Genomic DNA, 21,720 nt, shown 5'->3' with positions numbered 1-21,720 from the left:
GTAGGACCGCTCAAGGGCGGGGTGGCAACAATGAAATACATCGTCTTCATTCTCTTCACGGTCATGACCAATGCCGCTGCGCAGCTCATGCTGAAGCAGGGCATGATGTCGCTGGGACCGATCTCGTTCGACGGCGTCAATCCGCTCGTCAAGCTGCTGCAGATCATCTTCAGCCCGTGGGTTTTCCTCGGGCTGTGCACCTTCGTCATCTCGATGGCCTCGCATCTCTACGTGCTGTCGAAGGTCGAGCTCAGCTTCGCCTATCCGTTCCTCAGCCTCGCCTATGTCGCGGTCGCCGTCTTTGCCTATTTCGTCTTCCGCGAGGACCTCAACGGCTGGCGCATCGCCGGCATCGCCTGCATCTGCGTCGGTACAATTCTGATCGCGCAAAGTGGGCGAGGGCATGAGGACCAGACCGCTTCCATCACCTCCGACAAGGTCGGCACTAGCGAGATCCTTCGATGAGACATGTGATTTTCGGCGGCGACGGCTTCGTCGGCCGTCATCTTGCGCCCAAGCTCGTCGCTGACGGCGAGAACGTCGTCGTCGCCGACATCGTCAAGAGCGACCTGCCGCATTATCGTTCGGTGCGCTTCATCACTTGCGACGTCACCAATCCGGCTTCGGTCGCGGCGGTCGGGCTCAGGGCCGACGACATGGTCTACAATTTGTCGGCCAAGATGCTGTCGCCGATCCAGGTCCGCGCCAAGCGGCACGACTTCTTCTTCCCGGTGAATTTCCACGGCACCGAGCACATCATCCAGGCGATGGACAAGGCCGGCGCCTCGAAGCTGGTCCACTACACGACCGACATGATCTACGGTCACACGGTGGTGCTGCCGATGACCGAGGATCATCCGGTCTCGCCGCTCGGCGAATACGGCCTGTCGAAGCTCAGGACCGAGGAGCTCGCGGCCGAGTGGCGTAAGCGCGGCATGTCGATCTCGTTGTTCCGGCCGCGCCTGATCATCGGCCCCGGGCGCCTCGGCATCCTGGAAAAGCTCTTCAAGCTGATCGACTGGAATTTGCCGGTGCCAATGATCGGCTCGGGCAGGAATCCATATCAGTTCATCTCGGTGTTCGACTGCGCCGAGGCGGCGCGCGCGGCCTGGAAGGCCGGCGTGCCGAACGAGGCCTACAATCTCGGCTCGCTCAATCCGCCGCCGGTCAAAAAACTGCTCGGCGACTTGATCCGCCATGCCGGTTCGAAATCGATCCTGCTGCCGACGCCGGGCTGGGCGGTCAAGCGCACGCTCGACCTGCTCGACCTCATGAACATGCCGATCATGGATCCGGAGCAGTATCTGATCGCCGACGAAGAGTGCGTGCTCGATGTGTCCAAGGCCGAGCGTCAGCTCGGCTGGGTGCCGCAATACCGCGACGAGGACATGCTGATCGCCGCCTACAGCGAATACCGCGCCAAGAAGGACGGCCACGCCGTCGCCACCGAACATGTGCCTGCCAAATAAAGGCGACGAAGGGGAGATTTCGAGATGACCGTCATGGCCAAGCCCGAACACACGAGCACGCACGCGCTGGTCGAAGCGCCGGCGCTGTCGCCCGCAGCAATAGCCAAGCCCGACCTGATCAGTGTCGAGCAGGCCAAGGCGATGGATGTCGCCCGCATCACCGACCTGTTCAAGGCGCATCTCAATCCGGGCCAGCTGCATTTCATGAAGCTGCTCGGCTTCCACAAGGTCAAGATCGAGCGTGCCGAGGGCATGTTCTACATCGACCAGAACGGCCGCCAGATCCTCGACTTTTTCGGCGGCTTCGGCTCGCTGGCCTTCGGTCACAACCACCCGCGCATCCTGGAGGCTCGCAAGAAATTCCAGGAGGAGAAGCGCCAGGAGATCGCCATCGCCTTCATGTCGCAATATGCGGCAGCCCTTGCGCACAACATCGCCAAATGCTCGCCCGGCGACCTCGACATGGTGTTCCTGGGCTCCTCCGGCTCGGAGGCCATGGAAGCGGCGGTGAAGCTCGCCGAGCGCGCCGCAGGCCCGAAGCGGCCGAAGGTCGTCTATGCCGAGAATTCCTTCCACGGCAAGACCAAGGGCGTGCTGGCGATCACCGACGGCCAGCTCTACCGCGCCGAGTTCAGGTTGGCGGACAATGTCGTGCGTGTTCCCTTCGCAGACATCGACGCCGTCGAACGCCTGTTCAAGAGCGATCCCGCTGTCGGCGTCATCGTGCTCGAAACCATCCAGGGCGGCGGCGGCATCATCCAGGCAGAGGCGCAATATTGGCGGAAGCTGCGTGCGCTTTGCGACCAGTATGGCGTGTTGTGGGTCGCGGACGAGGTTCAGTGCGGTTATGGCCGCTCCGGCCGCTTCTATGCCTTCGAGCACTACGGCGTCGTGCCGGATGTGACGGCGCTGGCGAAATCGCTCGGCGGCGGCAAGGCCGCGGTCGGCGCCATGATCGCCAAGCGCGACGTCTACATGAAGGCCTATGGCACGCCGAAGACGGCGATGATCCATGCCATGGCGACCTTCGGCGGCATGGGCGAGGCCTGCGTCACAGCGATCGAGGCGCTGAACGTCCTCTATGACGAAGGGCTGATCGACAATGCCGCTTCGACCGGCGAGTACCTTCTGCAGCGGCTGCAGGCGCTGAAGGAGAAATATCCGAAGATCATCAAGGACGTGCGCGGCAAAGGCTTCATGATCGGGCTCGAGTTCCACGATTTCTCGCAGACCCTGCCGATGGTGCTGCGTCCAGTGGTGAGCGTGCTCGACGACAAGCTGAAGGGCTCGCTGTCGGGCTTCGTCGGCTCGCTCTTGTTGCGCGACTACGACGTGCTCGTCGCCTTCACCGAATACAACCGCAACGTCATTCGGCTCGAGCCGCCGCTGATCTGCCAGCGCGAGCACGTCGACCGCTTCGTCGATGCCTTCGACAGCCTGCTCTCGCGCGGCATCGTGGCCATCGTGAAGGACTTCGTCAAAAGCCAGGTCCGCTGAGACAGACGATGCTGACCAGGCTGCCAGCCGCTCCCGCCAATCCGCTCGACCGGCTGACTGGAGCCGGCCTTGCCTGGGGCGAGGGGACTTATGCGCGATGGGCCGCGCCGATCGGCGCGATTACCTTCTCGCTCTATATCCTGCTCACTGCTGTGATGGCCTGGTTCATGCCCGATGCCAATTGGGACATGCTGCCCTATCTGGCGATCGCCGAAGAAGGCACTTATCCCGACCCGCAGGCGCTTCATGACTATGCCTACAGCGCGGTCAAGGAAGGCGTCTCGGCTGGCGACTACAAGACGCTGACCGACGATGGCGGCGGCTTTCGCAGCCACATGATGGAGAATGCCGCCGACTTCCACTCGCTGCTCGGCATGTACCGGATCAAGTTCCTCTATGCCGAGATCCTGTCGAGCCTCAGCCATGTCGTGTCACCGGTCGAGGCGATGCGGCTGGTGCAGGTGTTCTCGGTGCTTCTGTTCGGCGCCATCACACTGCTTTGGCTGCGCGCGGAAGGCGCGCTGGCGCTGGCGCCGGTTGCGGGCGCCATCCTGATCATGGCCGAGTTCGGCGATGCGGCACGGGCGTCGACACCTGATCTTTTGTGCTCGGCGCTGTTCCTCGGCGGGCTGTTTGCCTATGTCCGCAAGCGCGAAGTGGCGACGGCGATCCTGCTTTTCCTCGCCTTCATGGCGCGGCCGGACAACGTCGTTTTCCTGGCCATCTTCGCCGTGCTTTTGGTCACCTTCCGGCAGAAGGCGTGGGGCGCGCTCGCCGGTTTTGCCGCCTCCTTCGCCGCCTATTTCGCCATCTCGCACTGGGCGCAGCATCCCGGCTGGTGGCCGCATCTGTGGTTCTCCAGCATCGAGCAGCACTACAACATGGACGGCTTCGAACCGCCATTTTCGGTGGCGGCCTATCTCAAGGCATTCGCCGCGTCGGTGGTGCGTGCCGTAAACGTCAACAGCTGGGTCGGCGTCAGCGTGCTTGCGCTCGCCGGCTGGTATGGGCTCGACCGCGCCGGCTTGCGGCTCGACCGCCGCGCCGGCATCCTGCTCGCGGCACTCGTGCTCGGCGTGCTTGCCAAGTTCACGGTCTTCCCGATCCACGATACCCGCATCTATTTCCCCAATCTTCTGCCGCCCTTCCTGCTGTTGGCCGCGCCGCTGATGGCGCTGTGGGCATCGGCGAGCAAGGGCCGCGCCGCGTTGCAAGTCATTCCCGAAGACAAATCATAAGCGCGGTTTCCGGCCTCGCGCGCGTTCTCCTGTCGCTCGACTGGCCGGTTGGCCTGACCTTCGCTGTAGGCTTACGCTCCATGACCGCTGTCGGCCCGGTTGCCTGCCCGGCCATGACGCGCTTGACAAACCGGCGAAGGGCCGTTCAACTTGAAGCATTCACCAGGGGAGTCCCGGCAAGGGGCTGAGATACTGCTGGCTTTCGCGGCGCAGTGACCCGTTGAACCTGATCCAGTTCATACTGGCGTAGGGACGGTGCAAGCGCTTTGCGGGACTCCATGCCCGAAGACCTGTGTCGAGCAGGCAGACCAAAGCGTCCTACATCCTTCCGGCACAGAACTGGGTCTCCAATGCAGTTGAGCAAAGGAGCCTCAAATGAATGCCTTGACACCCACCGTTTCGACGGGACCACTGCCCGCCTCACGGAAGATCCACAAGGCCGGCATTATCCATCCGCAGATCGAAGTGCCGATGCGCGAAATCTCCGTTCATCCGACAGCCGGCGAGCCGCCCGTCACCGTCTACGATCCATCAGGCCCGTATACCGATCCGGCGATCGAAACGAACATTGAAAAGGGGCTTGTCCGGCTTCGCCAGGACTGGATCGCTGCGCGCGGCGATGTCGAAGCCTATGACGGCCGCCACGTCAGGCCGGAGGACAACGGATTTGCGACCGGCGAGCGGCTGACGCCGGAATTTCCCGTTCGCAACCATCCGCTGCAGGCGAAAGCCGGCAAGGCGGTGACGCAGCTTGCCTATGCGCGCGCAGGCATCATCACGCCCGAGATGGAATTCGTGGCCATCCGCGAGAACCTTGGCCGCGAGATGCTGCGTGGCAAGCTGCAACAGGATGGCGAGGCATTCGGCGCGTCGATCCCGGATTTCGTCACGCCGGAATTCGTGCGCGACGAGGTGGCGCGCGGCCGCGCGATCATCCCCGCCAACATCAACCATCCCGAGAGCGAGCCGATGATCATCGGCCGCAATTTCCTGGTGAAGATCAACGCCAATATCGGCAATTCCGCCGTCACCTCCTCAATGGCCGAAGAGGTCGAAAAGATGGTCTGGGCGATCCGCTGGGGCGCCGATACGGTTATGGACCTGTCGACCGGCCGCAACATCCACAACATCCGCGAATGGATCGTGCGCAATTCCCCGGTGCCGATCGGTACCGTGCCGCTCTACCAGGCGCTGGAAAAGGTCGGCGGCATCGCCGAAGACCTGAGCTGGGAAGTCTATCGCGACACGCTGATCGAGCAGGCCGAGCAGGGCGTCGACTATTTCACCATCCACGCCGGGGTGCGGCTGCACTACATCCCGCTGACCGTCGACCGGGTCACGGGCATCGTCTCGCGCGGCGGGTCGATCATGGCCAAATGGTGCCTGCACCATCACCGCGAAAGCTTCCTTTACGAGCATTTCGAGGAGATCTGCGACATCGCCAGAGCCTATGACGTCTCCTTCTCGCTCGGCGACGGCCTTCGCCCAGGCTCGATCGCGGATGCCAACGACAAAGCGCAATTCGCCGAGCTGGAAACGCTTGGCGAACTGACCAAGATCGCCTGGGCGAGGGATTGCCAAGTGATGATCGAAGGCCCTGGTCATGTTCCCATGCACAAGATCAAGCAGAACATGGACAAGCAGCTCGCCGTCTGTGGCGAAGCGCCGTTCTACACCCTCGGGCCGCTGACGACCGACATCGCGCCGGGTTACGACCACATCACGTCCGGCATCGGCGCCGCCATGATCGGCTGGTTCGGCACGGCCATGCTTTGTTATGTGACGCCGAAGGAACATCTCGGCCTGCCGGACCGCAACGACGTCAAGACCGGCGTCATCACCTACAAGATAGCCGCTCATGCCGCCGACCTCGCCAAGGGCCATCCGGCGGCGAAGGTCCGCGACGATGCGCTGTCACGGGCGCGGTTCGAGTTCCGCTGGGAGGATCAGTTCAACCTGTCTCTCGATCCCGAAACGGCGCGCGAGTTCCACGACGAGACCTTGCCCAAGGAAGCGCACAAGGTGGCGCATTTCTGCTCCATGTGCGGACCGAAATTCTGCTCCATGCGCATCTCCCATGACATCCGGGCCGAGGCGCAGAAGGAAGGCATGGCGGCCATGGCGCAGAAATACCGCGCCGGCGGCGACCTCTACATGCCGGTAAGCGAAGCTGAACCCAGCACGAGCGAACGATCATGAGAGTGCTGGTCAAGGGGGCCGGCGTGGCCGGCCTCACCGCGGCGTTCGAACTTGCCGGCCGCGGCGCGTCGGTCACTGTCGCCGAGTTCCGGCCTCACTTGGGCGGCAATGCCTCATGGGCCGCGGGCGGCATGCTGGCGCCATGGTGCGAGCGCGAGAGCGCCGAGCAGCCGGTGCTGGATCTCGGGCGGGGCGCCGCCGATTGGTGGGATGCTGTTTTGTCCGGCCAGGTGACGCGGGCGGGAACGCTCGTCGTGGCTGCGCCGCGCGATGCGGGTGAGCTCGACCGCTTCGCCAACCGCACCTCGGACCATCGCTGGCTCGGCGAGGAGGACATCGCTAGGCTGGAGCCCGACCTCGCCGGCCGTTTCAAGCGCGCGCTGTTCTTCCCCGGCGAAGCGCATCTCGACCCGCGCCTGGCGATCGCGGCGCTTCATGACAAACTCGTCGGCATGGGTGTCGACTTCCGTTTCGCAACCGACGGCCAAGGCCTTCCAGGTTTCGAATACGAGGTCGACTGCCGGGGGATGGCGGCGGACGATGCGGCGCTGCGCGGCGTTCGCGGCGAGATGATGATCCTACACACCCACGATATCTCGCTGTCTCGCCCCGTCCGGCTGCTGCATCCGCGTTTTCCGCTCTACGTCGTGCCGCGCGCCGATCACCATTTCATGGCCGGCGCGACAATGATCGAGAGCGAGGATGCCGGCCCGGTCACCGTCCGCTCCATGATGGAACTGGCAAGCGCCGCCTGCACGCTCCATCCGGCCTTCGGCGAGGCACGAATCGTCGAAACGAGCGCCGGTGTCCGTCCGGCCTTTGCCGACAATTTGCCAAGCGTCGAAACGCTCGGCAACGGTGTCGCGATCAACGGGCTTTATCGCCATGGCTTTCTACTTGCCCCCGCCATGGCCCGGCACGCGGCCGACATCCTGTTCAATTCCGATAAACGCGTGGGAGCTTGCGCATGAAGCTGATCGTGAACGGCGAAGCGCTCGACAGTGCCGCAGCGACGTTGGCGGCACTGCTTATCGAGCTTGACTATGAAGGCAATTGGCTGGCGACGGCCGTCAACAGCGACATCGTACACAAAGCCAACCGGGGGGAATTCCAACTGAGCGATGGCGACCGGATCGAAATCCTTTCACCCATGCAAGGAGGCTAACCATGTTCGACCTTCTTGGAACTGCGCTGCCTTCGCGCTTGCTTCTCGGCACCGCCCAGTATCCTTCGCCGGCTATCCTGGCCGATGCGGTCAAGGCGTCAGGCGCCTCGGTGGTGACGGTCTCGCTGCGCCGTGAAATGGCCGGTGGCAGGGGCGGCGAGAAATTCTGGTCGCTGGTCAACTCGCTGGGCGTGAGGATCCTGCCCAACACCGCCGGCTGTCACTCCGTGAAGGAAGCCGTCACGACCGCGAAGATGGCGCGCGAAGTCTTCGGCACCACCTGGATCAAGCTCGAAGTGATCGGCAACCATGACACGCTCCAGCCGGACGTGTTCGGCCTGGTCGAAGCCGCCCGCATTTTGTGCGAAGACGGTTTTACGGTGTTCCCGTATACGACCGACGATCTCGTCGTCGCTGAGCGGCTGCTCGGCGCGGGCTGCAAGGTCCTGATGCCGTGGTGCGCGCCGATCGGCTCGGCTCTCGGGCCGGTCAACATCATGGCGCTGCGCTCGATGCGCGGACATTTCCCCGACGTTCCGTTGATCGTGGATGCTGGGCTCGGACGGCCGTCGCACGCGGCAACCGTCATGGAACTCGGCTTTGACGCCGTGCTCCTGAATACCGCGGTCGCCAAGGCGGCCGATCCGGTCGGCATGGCGCGCGCTTTCGGCAAGGCGGTCGATGCCGGCCGCGAGGCCTTCGGTTCGGGATTGCTCGAGCCGCGCGATGTCGCCGTGCCGTCGACGCCGACATTCGGCAGGGCGGTTTTTTCATGAAGCTCGATCCGTTCTACCTGATCATCGACAGCGCTGCCTGGATCGAGCGGCTGGTGCCGCTTGGCGTCAAGCTGGTGCAGCTCCGCATCAAGGACATGGACGAGGACGGGCTGCGCGCGGAAATCGGCAAGGCAAAGGCCTTGTGCGCCCGACACCGTTGCCAGCTCATCATCAACGATCATTGGCGTCTGGCGATCGAGGAGGGCTGCGACTTCGTCCATCTCGGCCAGGAGGATCTGCAAACTGCCGACCTTCCGGCGATTCGGGCGGCCGGCGTCAGGCTCGGACTGAGCACACATGATGATGCCGAGCTGGAAACGGCCGTTGCGGCGGAGCCCCACTACGTTGCGCTCGGCCCAGTCTATCCCACCATCCTGAAGAAGATGAAATGGGCGCCGCAGGGGTTGGAACGGATCCGAGCGTGGAAGGAACGGGTCGCACCTCTTCCGCTGGTCGCTATCGGCGGCCTCAACGCCGAGCGGCTCGACGGCGTTTTCGGGGCCGGCGCCGACAGCGCGGCGGTGGTCACGGACATAACGCTGAATTCCGATCCTGAAGCGCGCACCAGGGAATGGATCGAAAAGACGGATCAATGGCGCTGAACCGAGACCCGCATGTGTTTGTCGTCGGCGGATCGGATTCCAGCGGGGGTGCCGGGATTGCACGCGATATCGAGACGATCTCCTCGATCGGCCTGCGGACCTGCCTTGCCGTTACCGCTGTGACGGTGCAGACGCATGGCGCCGTGAAGGACATCCTTCATCTGCGACCCGGCCTGGTCGCCGATCAGATGCGAGCAGCGTTGGAGGCCAACGAGGTGGCGGCCATCAAGATCGGTATGCTCGCAAACGCCTCGATCACCGCCGCTGTTGCCGGCGTGCTTAGCGAAAATCCGCAGATACCGGCAGTCCTCGATCCAGTGCTGGCTTCCTCGTCAGGCAGGCCACTGGTGGAACCGAATGCCGTCGACGTCATGAAGCGTGACCTCATGCCGCTTTGCCGTCTGGTCACGCCGAACCTCATTGAGCTGGCGGTGCTGACCGGATCGGATTTGGCCGTGGACGACGAAGAGGTGCTGCGGCAGGGGAGGCGATTGCTTGCGGACGGGCCGCAGGCGCTGCTGCTCAAGGGCGGCCATGCGGCGGGACCAAGCTCAACGGATATCCTATTGAGCCCCAACCAGGAACCTATCCACCTCGACATGCCCAGGCTTGCCGGATCGATGCGCGGGACGGGCTGCATGCTGGCCAGCGCGATCGCCGCGCATCTGGCCAGTGCGAAGTCGCTTGAGGACAGTGTGCGCGAAGCCAAGCAGCGTGTCTTCGACAAGCTCATGGAAGTTTCCGCCTGACTGCGGCGCGCAAAGGAATTCCAGATTGGCGGCATCTGGGGAAGGGTGTTCGTTCATCAGGGTCGCTCGGCTTTTTCGTAATGTCGCAAACAGGCTTCAATCGCCCCACCGCTCGGCCCTATAGTCCGCCCACTTTACCACTTTGGAGTCACGGGCATGGCAGGGTTTCCGGAAAAGGCGAAGGTCGTCATCGTCGGACTGGGCGGGATCGTCGGCGCGTCGGTCGCCCATCACCTGATCGAGCGCGGCTGGAACGATATCGTCGGCATCGACAAGTCGGGCATCCCGACGGACATCGGCTCGACCGCGCACGCTTCCGATTTCTGCTACACGACCAGCCACGATTTTCTGTCCTGCTGGACGACGCTCTATTCCATCGATTTCTACGAGAAGATGGGCCATTACGCCCGTATCGGCGGCCTCGAGGTCGCGCGCGTCGGCGACGATGGCCGCATGGACGAGATCAAGCGCAAGATCGCCTCGGCCAAGGCGTTCGGAACACGCGCGCGGCTGATCGAGCCGGCCGAGATCAAGCAAAAATTCCCGCTGATCGAGGAGGATCTGGTGCAGGGCGGCTTGTGGGACCCCGACGCCGGCCTCGTCATCCCGCGCTCGCAGACGGTGGCCGGCAAGCTGGTCGACCAGGGTGTCGCCTCCGGCAAGCTCCAGGCCTTCGCCAACACCTCGGCCAAGGAGCTGATCGTCGAGGATGGCCGCATCAAGGGCGTGGTGACCGAGCGCGGAACGATCGAGGCCGACTATGTCGTGGTCTGCACCGGCATCTGGGGCCGGCTCACCGCGGCACTGGTCGGCGAAGACCTGCCGGTCATGCCGATCGACCATCCGCTGACCTTCTTCGGCCCCTACAACGAGTTCGCCGGCACCGGCAAGGAGATCGGCTGGCCGCTGCTGCGCGACCAGGGCAACTCGGCCTATATGCGCGACACCGGCGATCCCAAGACCGCCGAGGGCGGGCAGATAGAGTGGGGCTATTACGAGGAGACCAATCCGCGTCTCTGCCACCCGCGCGACCTGCTCGAGAAGGACCAGGCGCGGTTGTCGCCCTCGCAGCGCGACCTCGACATGGAGCAGATCATGGCGCCGCTCGAGCGCGCCATGGAGCTGACGCCGATTCTCGGCGAGCTCGGCTACAATGAGGGCCATTCCTTCAACGGCCTGCTGCAGGTGACCACCGACGGCGGCCCGTCGATGGGCGAGAGCCAGAAGGTGAGGGGCTTGTGGTACGCCGTCGCCATCTGGGTCAAGGACGGCCCGGGCATGGGCAAGCTGATCGCCGACTGGATGACCGACGGCCGCACCTCGATCGACCATCATGCGATCGACTATTCGCGCTTCTACCCGCACCAGACGAAGGAAGAGTTCATCTGGGATCGCTGCACCGAGACGGCGATGAAGGTCTACAATCCGGCGGTGCATCCGCGCGAACCCTTCTCCAAGGGCCGCAACATCCGCCGCTCGCCGTTCTGGGAGCGCGAGAAGGAACTCGGCGGCTATTTCATGGAGCTTGGCGGCTGGGAACGCGCACACGGCTACGCCGCCAACGAGCATCTCTTGGAAAAATACGGCAACCGCGTGCCGGTGCGCGAGAACGAGTGGGACAACCGCCATTTCTGGCGCGTCTCCAATGCCGAGCACCTGGCGATGAGCGAGGATTGCGGCATCGTCAACCTGTCGCACTTCTCGATGTATGACGTCGAAGGGCCTGACCATGTCGCGCTGCTGGAATGGCTGTGCGCGGCCAAGATCGGCGGCGACAACAATATCGGCAAAGGCATCTACACCCACTTCCTCGACGAGGAAGGCATGGTGCGCGCCGACTTCACGGTGATCCGCATGGCCGACCGCTGCCGGGTGATCGACGGCGCCGATGCCGGTCCGCGCGACTTCCGCTACATGCAGCGTACCGCGCAGGACAAAGGTTTTGACGTCACCGTCACCGACGTGACCGAGAAGTACGTCACCATCGGCATCTGGGGGCCGAATGCGCGCACGACCCTGCAGAAGGTGGTCGAGGATCCGAACGGGCTGACGCCGGAGAATTTTCCGTTCGCCGCGATCAAGCCGATCCGCATCGCCGGCAAGGACGTCACCGCCTTCCGCATCTCCTATGTCGGCGAGCAGGGCTGGGAACTGCATATGCGCTACGAGGACGGGCTCGCGGTCTGGGACGCGCTGCGCTCCACCGGCGTCATGCCTTTCGGCGTCGAGACCTATGCCAACACGCGCCGCATGGAAAAGAGCCTGCGGCTGCAGAACGCCGATCTCTTGACCGAATACAATCTGCTCGAGGCCGATCTTGCCCGCCCGAAGGTCAAGGAGAACGATTTTTGCGGCAAGGCCAAGCATCTCGAATATCGCGCCCGCGAGCACCAGCCGGCGATGCTCTGCACGCTGGTGATGACCGAGAACACCGATTCCAAGGGCGTCGCCCGCTATCCGGTCGGCATCATGCCCGTGCTTGATCCGGCCACCGGCGAGACGCTGGTCGATGAGCTCGGCCGCCGCTCCTTCACCACCTCGGTCGCCTACGGTCCGACGATCGGCAAGAACATTGCGCTCGCCTATCTGCCCTGGGCGTATGCCCAGGAGGGTCGCAAGCTCAATGTGGAATATTTCGGCGAGACCTATCCGGTCGAGGTGGCCGGCGTCGGCTACAAGCCGCTCTACGACCCTGAGAACCTCAAGCCGCGCAGCTGAGCGCGTTCTCGTCTGAATACGCAAAAAGGCCCGGTCGACGCCGGGCCTTTTTACTTTGTTCATGCACGATTATCGCCTACCCTCGCGTCATGTCCGCTTTCGGCCGAACAGGGCATTGGCTTTCCGGCGCCGCCGCGCTGGCGCTGCTCCTTAGCCTGACCGCGCGATCGACCGCCGTGGAGTCCGTTGACGTCGAGCTGGTGCTGGCGGTCGATGTCTCGCTCTCCATGTCGCCGGCCGAACTCGAGATCCAGCGTCATGGCTATGCGGCGGCACTGACGCATGACAATGTGCTCAAGGCCATCGCCGACGGCGTCTATGGCAAGATCGCGGTCACCTATGTCGAGTGGGCCGGCACCAGATGGCAACGTGTCGTCGTGCCGTGGACGGTGATCGCCAATCGCGCCGATGCCGAACGGGTCGTCGCCCAGCTCAATGCGCATCCGCCGGACAGCGCGCGACGTACCTCAATTTCCGGCGCGCTGACTTTCGGCAGCGATCTTTTCGCCGAAAGCGGTTTTCAGGGCACCAAGCGCGTCATCGACGTTTCGGGCGACGGACCCAACAACCAGGGCGCGCCGGTCGACATCACTCGTGACGAGGTGGTGAAGCAGGGCATCACCATCAACGGACTGCCGCTGATGACACGGGGCGGCTTCAGCGGTGCCTTCGATGTCGACAACCTCGACCGCTACTACAGCGACTGCGTTATCGGCGGCCCTGGCGCCTTCATGATCCCGGTCAACGATTGGACGCAATTCCCGGAAGCGATCCGCCGCAAGCTGGTGCTCGAGCTCGCGGGTCCAGCCTCGCCACAATGGGCGGCGGAAGAGGCGGCGCACCCGCCGGTCGTGCTCGCCGACGACAGGCCGGCCGCCGATTGCCTGGCCGGCGAAAAGATGTGGCGCAACCGCGGCTGGATGTTGGACAGCCGCTAAAAGCAATTCCAGGAAAAGTGCGTAGCGGTTTTCCGTCCGGAATTGCGTCAGACAAGAGAGCGATTCCAGTAAAAGTGCGCAGCGTTTCCGTCTGGAAACCATCGCCGAGGATCGCCGGGGCGCGGGCTTGCTTCTCGCGATGGCACGATGGCAAAGTGCCGTGGGGTCGGCGCAACCACTCGAAGCGATCAAACGAGGAAAATTACAATGAAACGCCTGCTCATTCCGACCGTATTTGCGTCTCTGCTTTGCGCGGGCAGCGCCAGCGCCCAATTCTACGGCGAAGCAGCCTGCGTGCTATTCGAGAACGGGAACTTCCGCGGACGCTCGCTCGAAATGGGCCCCGACGACTCAGTCAATTTCCGGGGCGGGTTCTGGAACGACCGCGTCTCCTCGGTGCTCGTGCGCCGGGGCTGCACGCTGGTTGCCTATGAGAATTCAGGAAGGCGCGGCCGCTCGATCGAGCTCAACCGCAGGGTCCGCGATTTCGGAGGCACCGGCTGGAACGACCGCATCTCGTCGGCCGAGTGCTATTGCGACCGGTATTGAGAGCCGTCGGCTGTTTCAGGAGAAGGGCGCGCCTTATCATGTGTTCCATGGGCGGCACGTTCGAGGATCTCCGACTTGTCGCCAGCGGTGACTATCCCGCCGACGTGCCGTAGGCGGATAATCAGCAGCCGCGCCGCAGTTCAGGCGGCCAGCAACTGTTTGCGGTCGACGCGTTCCTGCTGCGGCGAGCGGGCATAGAGCTCGCGGTAGCATTTGGAGAAGTGCGAGGCCGAGACGAAGCCGCAGGCCACCGCCACCTCGACCACCGGCATCGACGACTGGATGAGCAGATGCCTGGCGCGGTCGAGCCGGATCTCGAGATAATAGCGGGCAGGGGACCGGCCCATCTCGGTGCGGAACAGGCGTTCGATCTGACGGCGCGACAGATCGACGTGGTCGGCGATCTCGATCAGCGACAGCGGTTCGGAAAGGTTCGCCTCCATCAGTTCGATGATGGTCAGCACCTTGGAATTCTGCACACCCAGGCGCGCCCGCAACGGCAGACGCTGGCGATCGGTCGGGCTGCGCACGCGGTCGGTCAACACCTGCTCGCAGACGCGGTTGACGAGGCTTTCGTCGAAGTCGTCGCCGATCAGCTTCAGCATCATGTCGAGGGCGGCGGTGCCGCCGGCGCAGGTGTAAACGTTTTGGTCGACCTCGAAGAGGTCGGCAAAGACATTGGCCTTCGGGAAAGCCTCCGAAAAGCCCGGCAGGTTCTCCCAATGGATGGCGCAGCGCTTGTTGGACAGGAGGCCCGCGGCCGCCAGGATATGGGCGCCGGTGCACAGGCCGCCGACGGCGACGCCGCGGTTGTACTCCTCGCGCAGCCAGGCGAAGGCCGACTTGTTGTGATAGCGCTCGACATTGATGCCGCTGCAGACGATCGCCATGTTCGGCCTGTCCGCCCCGGACATCTTCCTGCGCTCTTCCTCCAGCGAAGTGTTGACGGCGCATTCGACGCCGTTCGAGGCGCGCACCGGCTTGCCGTCGATGCTGGCCAGCCGCCAGCTATAGGCCTCGTAGCCGAGCATGCGGTTGGCTGAGCGCAGCGGGTCGAGCGCCGTCGCGAAGGCGATCATGGTGAAGTCGGGAACGAGGAAGAATACAAACGATCTCTTGATCGGGTGCTTTACGGCATTCACGGGAAACCTCACGCGGCCATGACGCGAACAGAATGTCGCGAACAGCATAGCGTCATCAGGAAAAACCATTCCTGTCAATCGGCTAGGCGGCTAAGTGAAGATTAAATTTGCGACACGGGTCGCAAATGGGCAATTGGTCCTAGGCCGATGCCTCTGCCATGCAACGAAAGCCCGATAAAAATGAAAACGCCGCCACGGCAAGGTCGGGCGGCGTTGAATTTCTTTCAGCGCGACGGCAGCAAATACCGTCTGAAAGCGGCTGTCTCAGGCAACGAAGCCGAGGCGAGCAGCGGCCATGGCGCCGGTCTGGCCGGGCATGGTCTTGGCGAGACGCTGACGCTCGAGGGCGGTCGTCAGGTTCATTTCGCGACGGGTGAACAGGCGGGCAAAGAGCTTCATCATCATCTCCATTTGGTTGCTCAGACGGGTCGCCTTCGCTTAATGGAGTGGGGCAGCTCGTTTTGGCTGCCGGTGATATAGGCTTGCTTCAGCGAAAACTAAATCGCAAAAACGAAGCGCTTGATATGAAAAGCGACATCAATTGCGACATCTTTGGGCGGTGTGCCCGAAATTTACCATTTTTTACAAAGCGTTAAGTGGGAAATCGCGACGCTATGCGAGTGGTTCATATGCGTCATGCGCCACCAGCATGGCTGGAAAATTTGTTTGAATACAAACAAAAAGGCCTGCCGGTCTGACGCCTCAGCAGGCCTTTAGTACTCGATGCACACTTTATCTACTTTGCTCCGGCCCAGCTTCCAACGCCGAGGCGCACACCGGTCTTGGCATCGGCGGCTTCCGGCCAGCCGATATCCTTCTGCAGTTCGATCGGCAGCGCGTGGATTGCGCGTTCGGTCTGATAGCGGGCGCGGGCCGCGCTGAATTCGGTCGCGAGCCGACCGATGGACGACAGGATAGACATCTCTTTCTCCTCGAATCGGGCTGGGAGGCGCCCGGCAATGCGTTACGTCAGGTCTGTTTCAGCTTCATTTCAGATCGATTGCAGGTCCGCGTCGGGGTCGTTTCATGGCTGCTTGTGGCAGCATCCCGCATCGATCGAGTTGACTATGCGCCCGAAGTGATGTTCAATCAAACGAAATGGGATGATCGTTTGCATCAGAAAAATTGAAGGCAAGCTCCAATGAACGCCCCACTTAACCATCCTCTGCCGCTGCTCGATCTCGATGTGCTGCGCACCTTTGTTGCGATCGCCGAGACCGGCAGCTTCACCACCGCCGCCAATGCGGTGTTCCGCACGCCCTCGGCCGTCTCCATGCAGATCAAGAAGCTGGAAGACATTCTCGGCCGCTCCGTTTTTGCGCGCGACGCGCGTTCGGTGACGCTGACCACCGATGGCGAGATGCTGCTCGGCTATGCGCGGCGGCTTTTGTCGATCAACCGCGAGGTGGTGTCGAAATTCATCATTCCCGACATCGTCGGCGTGGTGCGGCTGGGTTCCCCGGACGACTATGGCGAGCGTATCCTGCCGCATGTGCTGAAGCGCTTCGCGCAATCGCATCCGTCGATCGCCGTCGACGTCACCATCGACCAGAGCATCAATCTGCGCCGGCGCATGGACGACCGGGCGCTCGACCTCACGCTGCTCACCAATTCCTACAAGACCAGCGCGCTCGGCGCCGAGGTGCTCCTGACTGAGCCGATCGTCTGGGCCGGTGCCAAGGGCGGCTGCGCGCATCTGCGCGAGCCGCTGCCGGTGTCGCTGTGGGAAGAAGGCTGCGCCTGGCGGGCCGGCGCCCTGGAAGCGCTCGGCCGCGAGGGCCGCAACTACCGCATCGCCTATATGAGCGCCCATACCGCCGGCCAGCGCGCCGCGATCATGGCCGACCTTGCGGTGGCGCCGCTGCCGAAGTCGTTCCTCGGCGACGACATGGTGGAACTCGGCCAGAAGGACGGCATGCCCGATATCGGCACCTACAACCTCGCCATGGTGGTGGCGCCGGATGCCAGCGCGCCGGTGAAGGCGGTCGCCGACCACATCCGCGCGACCTTCGAGCTGTTCCGCGAAACCGGCAAGTTCTGATTTATTCGGCCGCCGGCGCGGGCCGGGTTGTGACGGCCATTTTCGTTCTGCGCGACGCGCCGGCGAACTGCCGCGTCGCTTCGCCCGTCAGAAAGCCGATGATGCTGTCGCGCGCGCGTCGCGCCTCCGGCATCTCGATCAGCGGCCAGACGTGGAACATGCCTTCCTCGTAGACCACCTCGACCTCGACGCCGGCGGCGCGCGCCCTCTCGGCGAAGATCAGATTGTCGGGACTGAGTAGGTCGTGCGATCCGGTGAGCAGCAGCGTCTTCGGCAGCACCGAGAGATCGCCATAGAGCGGGCTGATGCGCCAGTCGGCGCGGTCGATGCCAGCGCTGTAGAGTCGGATCGCCTCGAGCCCGCCGGAAATGCCGAGCCAGGGATCGTTGCGTTCGGCCTCGAACACTTCCGGATTGGACAGCGACATGTCGAGGCCGGGCGAGATCAGCACATGGCGCGACGGTAATGGCAGACCTTCCTCCGCGGCCATCATGGTGAGCACGACGGCCATGTTGCCGCCGGCGGAATCGCCCATGAAGACGATGTCCTCGGCATCGGTCTCTTCGAGCATGCGCCGGTAGACGTTGCCGACCATGCCGAACATGTCATGGAAATTGTGCTCCGGCGCGATCGGATAGATCGGCACGGTGATGCCAAAGCCCAGCCGCTCCGCCATCTCGGCGATCAGCACCCAGTGATAGGAGGTGATCTGAAAGACGAAGGCGCCGCCATGCATATAGAGGATGCGCCGGCGCTCGCCGGTTTTCGGCGCGATCTCATAGACGGGAAAGCCATCGATCGTGCTTTCTGTCATGTCCAGCCGGGCCTTGAGCAGCGCCGGCGGATGATAGTCCTCGGTCTTGCGGGCGTAGGCGATCCAGCGCTGCAGATTTTCGGGACTGGAAAAGGCCTTCTTGCGGCTGTGCCTAAGAATGAACGAGACGACGTGGCTTTTCAAACTGGGCATTCGGATACACGGACTTCGGCAGAGCCGACTAAGAGAATTCCCCCCATTATCCGAAGATCGTAGCTCAGTTAAAAATGTCAAGGCTCGCCATGGGCACATCGGCGTGATGCGACGGCGGCTGCCTCACCGTCGACCCGGCAGCAACGCGGCGCGCAGCTTGTTGTCGCCGGTCGCCGAGGCCGCTTGCCGGCCCCGGCGCCTGCCGAGCAGCTTGCATTTGTCGGCGAAGGTCATCAGCGCGGCGTTCCCAGGAGCAGCGCGTGAAGGGCTGCCTGCGGGTCGCTAGGCGGCGAGGCCGGCCAACCAATGTCCTTCTGGACATGCGCCGGCAGGTCGTTGAGCGCGCGGATCGCCTTGTTGCGGGCATGGGCCTGCCTGATGGTCACACCGAGGCGGCCGAGATTTTCGTACATCGACATTGTGGTTCCTCCGGAAGGTCGCGCCGGCCTGAAGACATTTCACGCCAGCCCTTCGATGGCGGGCTAAATGCGCCCGACATGTTTCCAGCGGATTTCACGAAAACGGCGTTTCGGTTTCCAGATCGGGCCGATCTGGAAACATTTGCATGCAAATGAAATCGAAATGCGTTTCGGTGAGAAGCGGGCCTATTCGCGGCCGCGCCGTGCCGCACGCTCCTCGCGCGAGCGCCGGCGTGGGGTGGCATCGCCGGCGCCCCCATCCTCGCTCGCCGCCTTGCGCGGCGGCAGCTTTACCGCGGCGGCCAGCTTCGGAAAGGGGTCGACCTTGTTCGGCAGCGCCATGGCGTAGACGAAGTGCTCCTGGAACTTCGGCTCCAGCGCCGTCTCGATCTTTTCGATCCTGCTCACCGTCTCCTCGATCTCGCGGCGGTACCCTCGATTGAGCAGCGCCATGCGCGCGCCGGCGCCGGCGGCGTTGCCGACAGCCGAGACCTTGTCGAGGTCGCAGTCCGGGATCAGCCCCAGCACCATGGCGTATTTCGGATCGATGAAGGAGCCGAAGGCGCCGGCGAAATGGATGCGGTCGACATGGTCGGTATGCTGCTTTTCCATCAACAGCTTGGTGCCGGCATAGAGTGCTGCCTTGGCGAGTTGGATGGCGCGCACGTCGTTCTGGGTGATGGTGATCTTCGGCTCGCCCTCCTTCAGCACGTAGGAGAAGGTGCGGCCGTTGGGGACGATGCGCGGCGAGCGCATGCCAAGCGATCCATCGACGACGCCGTCCTCGGAGATGATGCCCGACAGATACATCTCGGCGATCACTTCGATGATGCCGGAGCCGCAAATGCCGGTAACGCCAGTCGCCTGCACGCTTTCGGCGAAGCCCGGCTGATCGGACCAGAGCTCCGAGCCGATGACGCGATAGCGCGGCTCCAGCGTGTCTGGGTCGATGCGCACGCGCTCGATGGCGCCGGGTGCCGCGCGCTGGCCGCCGGAGATCTCGGCACCCTCGAAGGCCGGACCGGTGGGGGAGGAGGCCGCGACCACGTGCGTGCTGTTGCCGAGCACGATCTCGGCATTGGTGCCGACATCGACGATCAGCATCATCTCGTCCTGACGATGCGGACCTTCCGACAGGGTGACCGCGGCGGCGTCGGCGCCGACATGGCCGGCGATACAAGGCAGCATGTAGAGGCGCGCGCCCTGGTTCAGCTTCAGGCCGAGATCGGAGGCCTTGATGCGCACGGCGCCGGAAACCGCGAGCGCGAACGGCGCACCGCCGAGTTCGGTCGGATCGATGCCGAGAAACAGATGGTGCATGATCGGATTGCCGACGAACACCGCGTCAAGGATGTCGTTGCGGTGGACATTGCCTTCGGCGCAGACCTTGTCGACGAGGCCGGAAACGGCCTCGCGGACCGCAACCGTCATGCCCTCGCGGCCGTCCGGGTTCATCATCACGTAGGAGACGCGGCTCATCAGATCCTCGCCGAAGCGGATTTGAGGATTGGAGGTGCCGGAAGACGCGGCGACGCGGCCGGACAGGAGCGACACCAGATGCATGGCAATCGTGGTCGAGCCGATATCGCAGGCAAGGCCATAGGCTTCGTTCTTGAGGCCGGGCCACAGCGCAATGACGCGCGCGATGTCGCTGTCGGCATCCTTGTGGATGGCGGCGGTGGCGGTCCAGTTGCCCTTGCGCAGGATACCCTGCACCTGCGGCAGCAGGTAGAAGTCGAATTCGAGGCTCTTGAAGCCCCAGTCCTTCATCAAGGCGATCTTGAGCCGGTCGAGATCGCCGAGCGGCTTGTGCATGTCGGGCTCTTCGATCTCGACGTAGCACATGCGGATCGCGGTATCGCGGGCGATGACCCTGGTGTCGGCATCCTTGCGGATGGTCTGGGCGTTGATGACCGTGTCCTGCGGCACATCGATGACGAGATCGCCGAGGATCTGCGTCGAGCACGAGAGGCGGCGGCGCTCGGGCAGGCCGCGTACGCGCTCGTAGCGCTCTTCCTTGGCGCCCTTGGGTGAGATGTGGTCGTTGGACGAGACGATCTTGTGCTTGGCGAAATTGCCTTCCTGCACCTCGATCTGGCAGCGCCCGCAAGTGGCGCGACCGCCGCACACGCTCTCGACATAGACGCCAAGCTGGCGCGCGGCATCGAGCACCGGCGTGCCGACAGGAAACCGCCCGCGCTTGCCTGACGGCATGAACAGCACGAGCGGGTCGGTGATATTGGGAGGCGGGTTCACGATTGCATGCTTATCCGCGAGCCATCCGGGCTTCACGGCCGCCGCGGCGGCGACCGCCATTAGCGGCGCTGCCTTCGCCAGGGGCGGTTACCGCCACCGGAGCGGCAACGGCATGGCCGCCTTCGGCGGGCTTGTAGTCCTTGTAGGTGCGGATCCAGTTGGTGCAGTTCTCGTCGGTGCCGTTGAGCACATTGGCGCCGCGCACGGCTTCCATTTCCTGCGGACGGACCGGGTTCATGATGGCGCTGGTCATGCCGGCGCCGATCACCATCGGGATGAAAGCGGCGTTGATGCCGTGGCGGTGCGGCAGGCCGAAGGAGATGTTGGAGAGGCCGCAGGTGGTGTTGACCTTGAGTTCCTCGCGCAAGCGGCGCAGCAGCGCGAACACCTGGCGGCCGGCATCGCCCAGCGCGCCGATCGGCATCACCAGCGGGTCGACGACGACGTCATGCGAGGGAATGCCGTGGTCGGCGCAGCGCTCGACGATTTTCTTGGCGACGGCGAAGCGGACGTCGGGATCCATCGAGATGCCAGTCTCGTCGTTGGAGATGGCGACCACCGGAACGTTGTATTTCTTGACCAGCGGCAGGATGGCCTCGAGCTTTTCTTCCTCGCCGGTGACGGAGTTGACTAGGGGGCGGCCCTTGGCGACCTTCAGCGCCGCCTCGATCGCGGCGGTGACCGAACTATCGATCGACAGCGGCAGGTCGACCAGGCCCTGCACGATCTCCAGCGTCTGCACCAGCAGCGCAGGTTCCGTGGCGTTGGGATCGACGGCGGTGACGCCGGCGTTGACGTCAAGCATGGTGGCGCCGCAGGCGGCCTGCTCCAGCGCATCCTTGATGACGGTCTCGAAATTGCCGGCCACCATCTCGGCGGCAAGCTTCTTGCGGCCGGTCGGGTTGATACGCTCGCCGATCACGCAGAAGGGCTGGTCGAAGCCGATGACGATTTCTCGGGTCGCCGAGGCGACGATGGTACGGGTCATGCGATCT

General features: G+C 63.6%; 21 protein-coding genes and 1 riboswitch. Of the genes, 15 read left to right on the top strand and 6 right to left on the bottom strand.

Annotated features, from left to right (window positions below; all coding sequences use genetic code 11):
• Positions 1–30 precede the first annotated feature (30 nt).
• The 13 genes from AC4FWB_RS28205 to AC4FWB_RS28145 all read left to right on the top strand — a co-directional run bounded on the left by AC4FWB_RS28205 (position 31) and on the right by AC4FWB_RS28145 (position 13,900).
• Positions 31–465: an EamA family transporter gene (locus AC4FWB_RS28205; RefSeq protein WP_491029512.1), complete on the top strand. Its 435-nt coding sequence runs from the start codon at positions 31–33 to the stop codon at positions 463–465.
• On the top strand, positions 462–1,469 hold the full coding sequence (locus AC4FWB_RS28200) for an NAD-dependent epimerase/dehydratase family protein (RefSeq protein ID WP_491029511.1): 1,008 nt from the start codon (positions 462–464) through the stop codon (positions 1,467–1,469). Before AC4FWB_RS28205 ends, AC4FWB_RS28200 begins: the two co-directional genes overlap by 4 nt.
• Positions 1,470–1,493: 24 nt before the next feature.
• Positions 1,494–2,966, top strand: coding sequence for an aspartate aminotransferase family protein (locus AC4FWB_RS28195; protein WP_491029510.1), 1,473 nt, complete (start codon positions 1,494–1,496; stop codon positions 2,964–2,966).
• A gap of 8 nt (positions 2,967–2,974) precedes the next feature.
• The gene (locus AC4FWB_RS28190; RefSeq protein ID WP_491029509.1) at positions 2,975–4,204 is read left to right on the top strand and encodes a hypothetical protein; all 1,230 of its coding nucleotides are present in this window, start codon (positions 2,975–2,977) and stop codon (positions 4,202–4,204) included.
• A gap of 154 nt (positions 4,205–4,358) precedes the next feature.
• Positions 4,359–4,475: riboswitch (TPP riboswitch) on the top strand.
• A 104-nt stretch (positions 4,476–4,579) separates the two neighbouring features.
• Positions 4,580–6,403 carry a phosphomethylpyrimidine synthase ThiC gene (gene thiC / locus AC4FWB_RS28185; RefSeq protein WP_491029508.1) on the top strand — a complete coding sequence of 608 codons (1,824 nt, stop codon included), beginning with the start codon at positions 4,580–4,582 and terminating at the stop codon, positions 6,401–6,403.
• Entirely contained in the window at positions 6,400–7,374 is a 975-nt protein-coding gene (thiO, locus tag AC4FWB_RS28180; RefSeq protein ID WP_491029507.1) for a glycine oxidase ThiO, read from the top strand. Before thiC ends, thiO begins: the two co-directional genes overlap by 4 nt.
• Positions 7,371–7,568, top strand: a complete 198-nt coding sequence (gene thiS / locus AC4FWB_RS28175; RefSeq protein ID WP_491029506.1) for a sulfur carrier protein ThiS — start codon at positions 7,371–7,373, stop codon at positions 7,566–7,568. The genes thiO and thiS overlap by 4 nt, the downstream gene beginning before the upstream one ends.
• 2 nt (positions 7,569–7,570) lie before the next feature.
• A complete protein-coding gene (locus AC4FWB_RS28170) occupies positions 7,571–8,344 on the top strand; it encodes a thiazole synthase (protein ID WP_491029505.1) in 774 nt (257 codons plus the stop codon).
• Positions 8,341–8,946 carry a thiamine phosphate synthase gene (locus tag AC4FWB_RS28165; RefSeq protein ID WP_491029504.1) on the top strand — a complete coding sequence of 202 codons (606 nt, stop codon included), beginning with the start codon at positions 8,341–8,343 and terminating at the stop codon, positions 8,944–8,946. The genes AC4FWB_RS28170 and AC4FWB_RS28165 overlap by 4 nt, the downstream gene beginning before the upstream one ends.
• On the top strand, positions 8,937–9,695 hold the full coding sequence (locus AC4FWB_RS28160; protein ID WP_491029503.1) for a hydroxymethylpyrimidine/phosphomethylpyrimidine kinase: 759 nt from the start codon (positions 8,937–8,939) through the stop codon (positions 9,693–9,695). The genes AC4FWB_RS28165 and AC4FWB_RS28160 overlap by 10 nt, the downstream gene beginning before the upstream one ends.
• A 156-nt stretch (positions 9,696–9,851) precedes the next feature.
• Complete coding sequence (locus AC4FWB_RS28155; RefSeq protein WP_491029502.1) at positions 9,852–12,413, top strand: GcvT family protein; 2,562 nt, start codon at positions 9,852–9,854, stop codon at positions 12,411–12,413.
• A gap of 89 nt (positions 12,414–12,502) precedes the next feature.
• Positions 12,503–13,351 (top strand): DUF1194 domain-containing protein, encoded by an 849-nt coding sequence (locus AC4FWB_RS28150; RefSeq protein ID WP_491029501.1) that lies wholly within the window; start codon positions 12,503–12,505, stop codon positions 13,349–13,351.
• A gap of 207 nt (positions 13,352–13,558) precedes the next feature.
• Positions 13,559–13,900: a peptidase inhibitor family I36 protein gene (locus AC4FWB_RS28145; RefSeq protein WP_491029500.1), complete on the top strand. Its 342-nt coding sequence runs from the start codon at positions 13,559–13,561 to the stop codon at positions 13,898–13,900.
• Between the two features lie 140 nt (positions 13,901–14,040).
• On the opposite strand, the gene AC4FWB_RS28140 is transcribed toward AC4FWB_RS28145, so the two are convergent.
• Complete coding sequence (locus tag AC4FWB_RS28140; RefSeq protein WP_491029530.1) at positions 14,041–14,979, bottom strand: GlxA family transcriptional regulator; 939 nt, start codon at positions 14,977–14,979, stop codon at positions 14,041–14,043.
• Positions 14,980–15,222: 243 nt separating this feature from the next.
• On the opposite strand from AC4FWB_RS28140, the gene AC4FWB_RS28135 reads away from it, so the two are divergent.
• Positions 15,223–15,522 (top strand): hypothetical protein, encoded by a 300-nt coding sequence (locus AC4FWB_RS28135; RefSeq protein ID WP_491029532.1) that lies wholly within the window; start codon positions 15,223–15,225, stop codon positions 15,520–15,522.
• 256 nt (positions 15,523–15,778) lie between these two features.
• Here the strand turns inward: AC4FWB_RS28135 and AC4FWB_RS28130 are convergent, their stop codons facing one another.
• Complete coding sequence (locus tag AC4FWB_RS28130) at positions 15,779–15,964, bottom strand: hypothetical protein (RefSeq protein ID WP_296743861.1); 186 nt, start codon at positions 15,962–15,964, stop codon at positions 15,779–15,781.
• Positions 15,965–16,183: 219 nt separating this feature from the next.
• Here AC4FWB_RS28130 and AC4FWB_RS28125 point away from each other — a divergent pair, with 219 nt between their 5' ends.
• Positions 16,184–17,083, top strand: coding sequence for a LysR substrate-binding domain-containing protein (locus tag AC4FWB_RS28125; protein WP_491029498.1), 900 nt, complete (start codon positions 16,184–16,186; stop codon positions 17,081–17,083).
• Between the two features lies 1 nt (position 17,084).
• Here the strand turns inward: AC4FWB_RS28125 and AC4FWB_RS28120 are convergent, their stop codons facing one another.
• The 4 genes from AC4FWB_RS28120 to AC4FWB_RS28105 form a co-directional block, all read right to left on the bottom strand.
• Positions 17,085–18,050, bottom strand: coding sequence for an alpha/beta hydrolase (locus AC4FWB_RS28120; protein ID WP_491029497.1), 966 nt, complete (start codon positions 18,048–18,050; stop codon positions 17,085–17,087).
• Between the two features lie 233 nt (positions 18,051–18,283).
• Positions 18,284–18,469, bottom strand: a complete 186-nt coding sequence (locus AC4FWB_RS28115) for a hypothetical protein (protein WP_491029496.1) — start codon at positions 18,467–18,469, stop codon at positions 18,284–18,286.
• 186 nt (positions 18,470–18,655) lie between these two features.
• Positions 18,656–20,785 (bottom strand): ASKHA domain-containing protein, encoded by a 2,130-nt coding sequence (locus tag AC4FWB_RS28110; RefSeq protein ID WP_491029495.1) that lies wholly within the window; start codon positions 20,783–20,785, stop codon positions 18,656–18,658.
• The gene (locus AC4FWB_RS28105) at positions 20,736–21,713 is read right to left on the bottom strand and encodes a methyltetrahydrofolate cobalamin methyltransferase (protein WP_491029494.1); all 978 of its coding nucleotides are present in this window, start codon (positions 21,711–21,713) and stop codon (positions 20,736–20,738) included. Before AC4FWB_RS28105 ends, AC4FWB_RS28110 begins: the two co-directional genes overlap by 50 nt.
• Positions 21,714–21,720 lie beyond the last annotated feature (7 nt).

It is taken from the genome of Mesorhizobium sp. LEGMi-168a (assembly GCF_058312955.1).
This window is presented reverse-complemented; position numbering and strand designations above follow the sequence as displayed.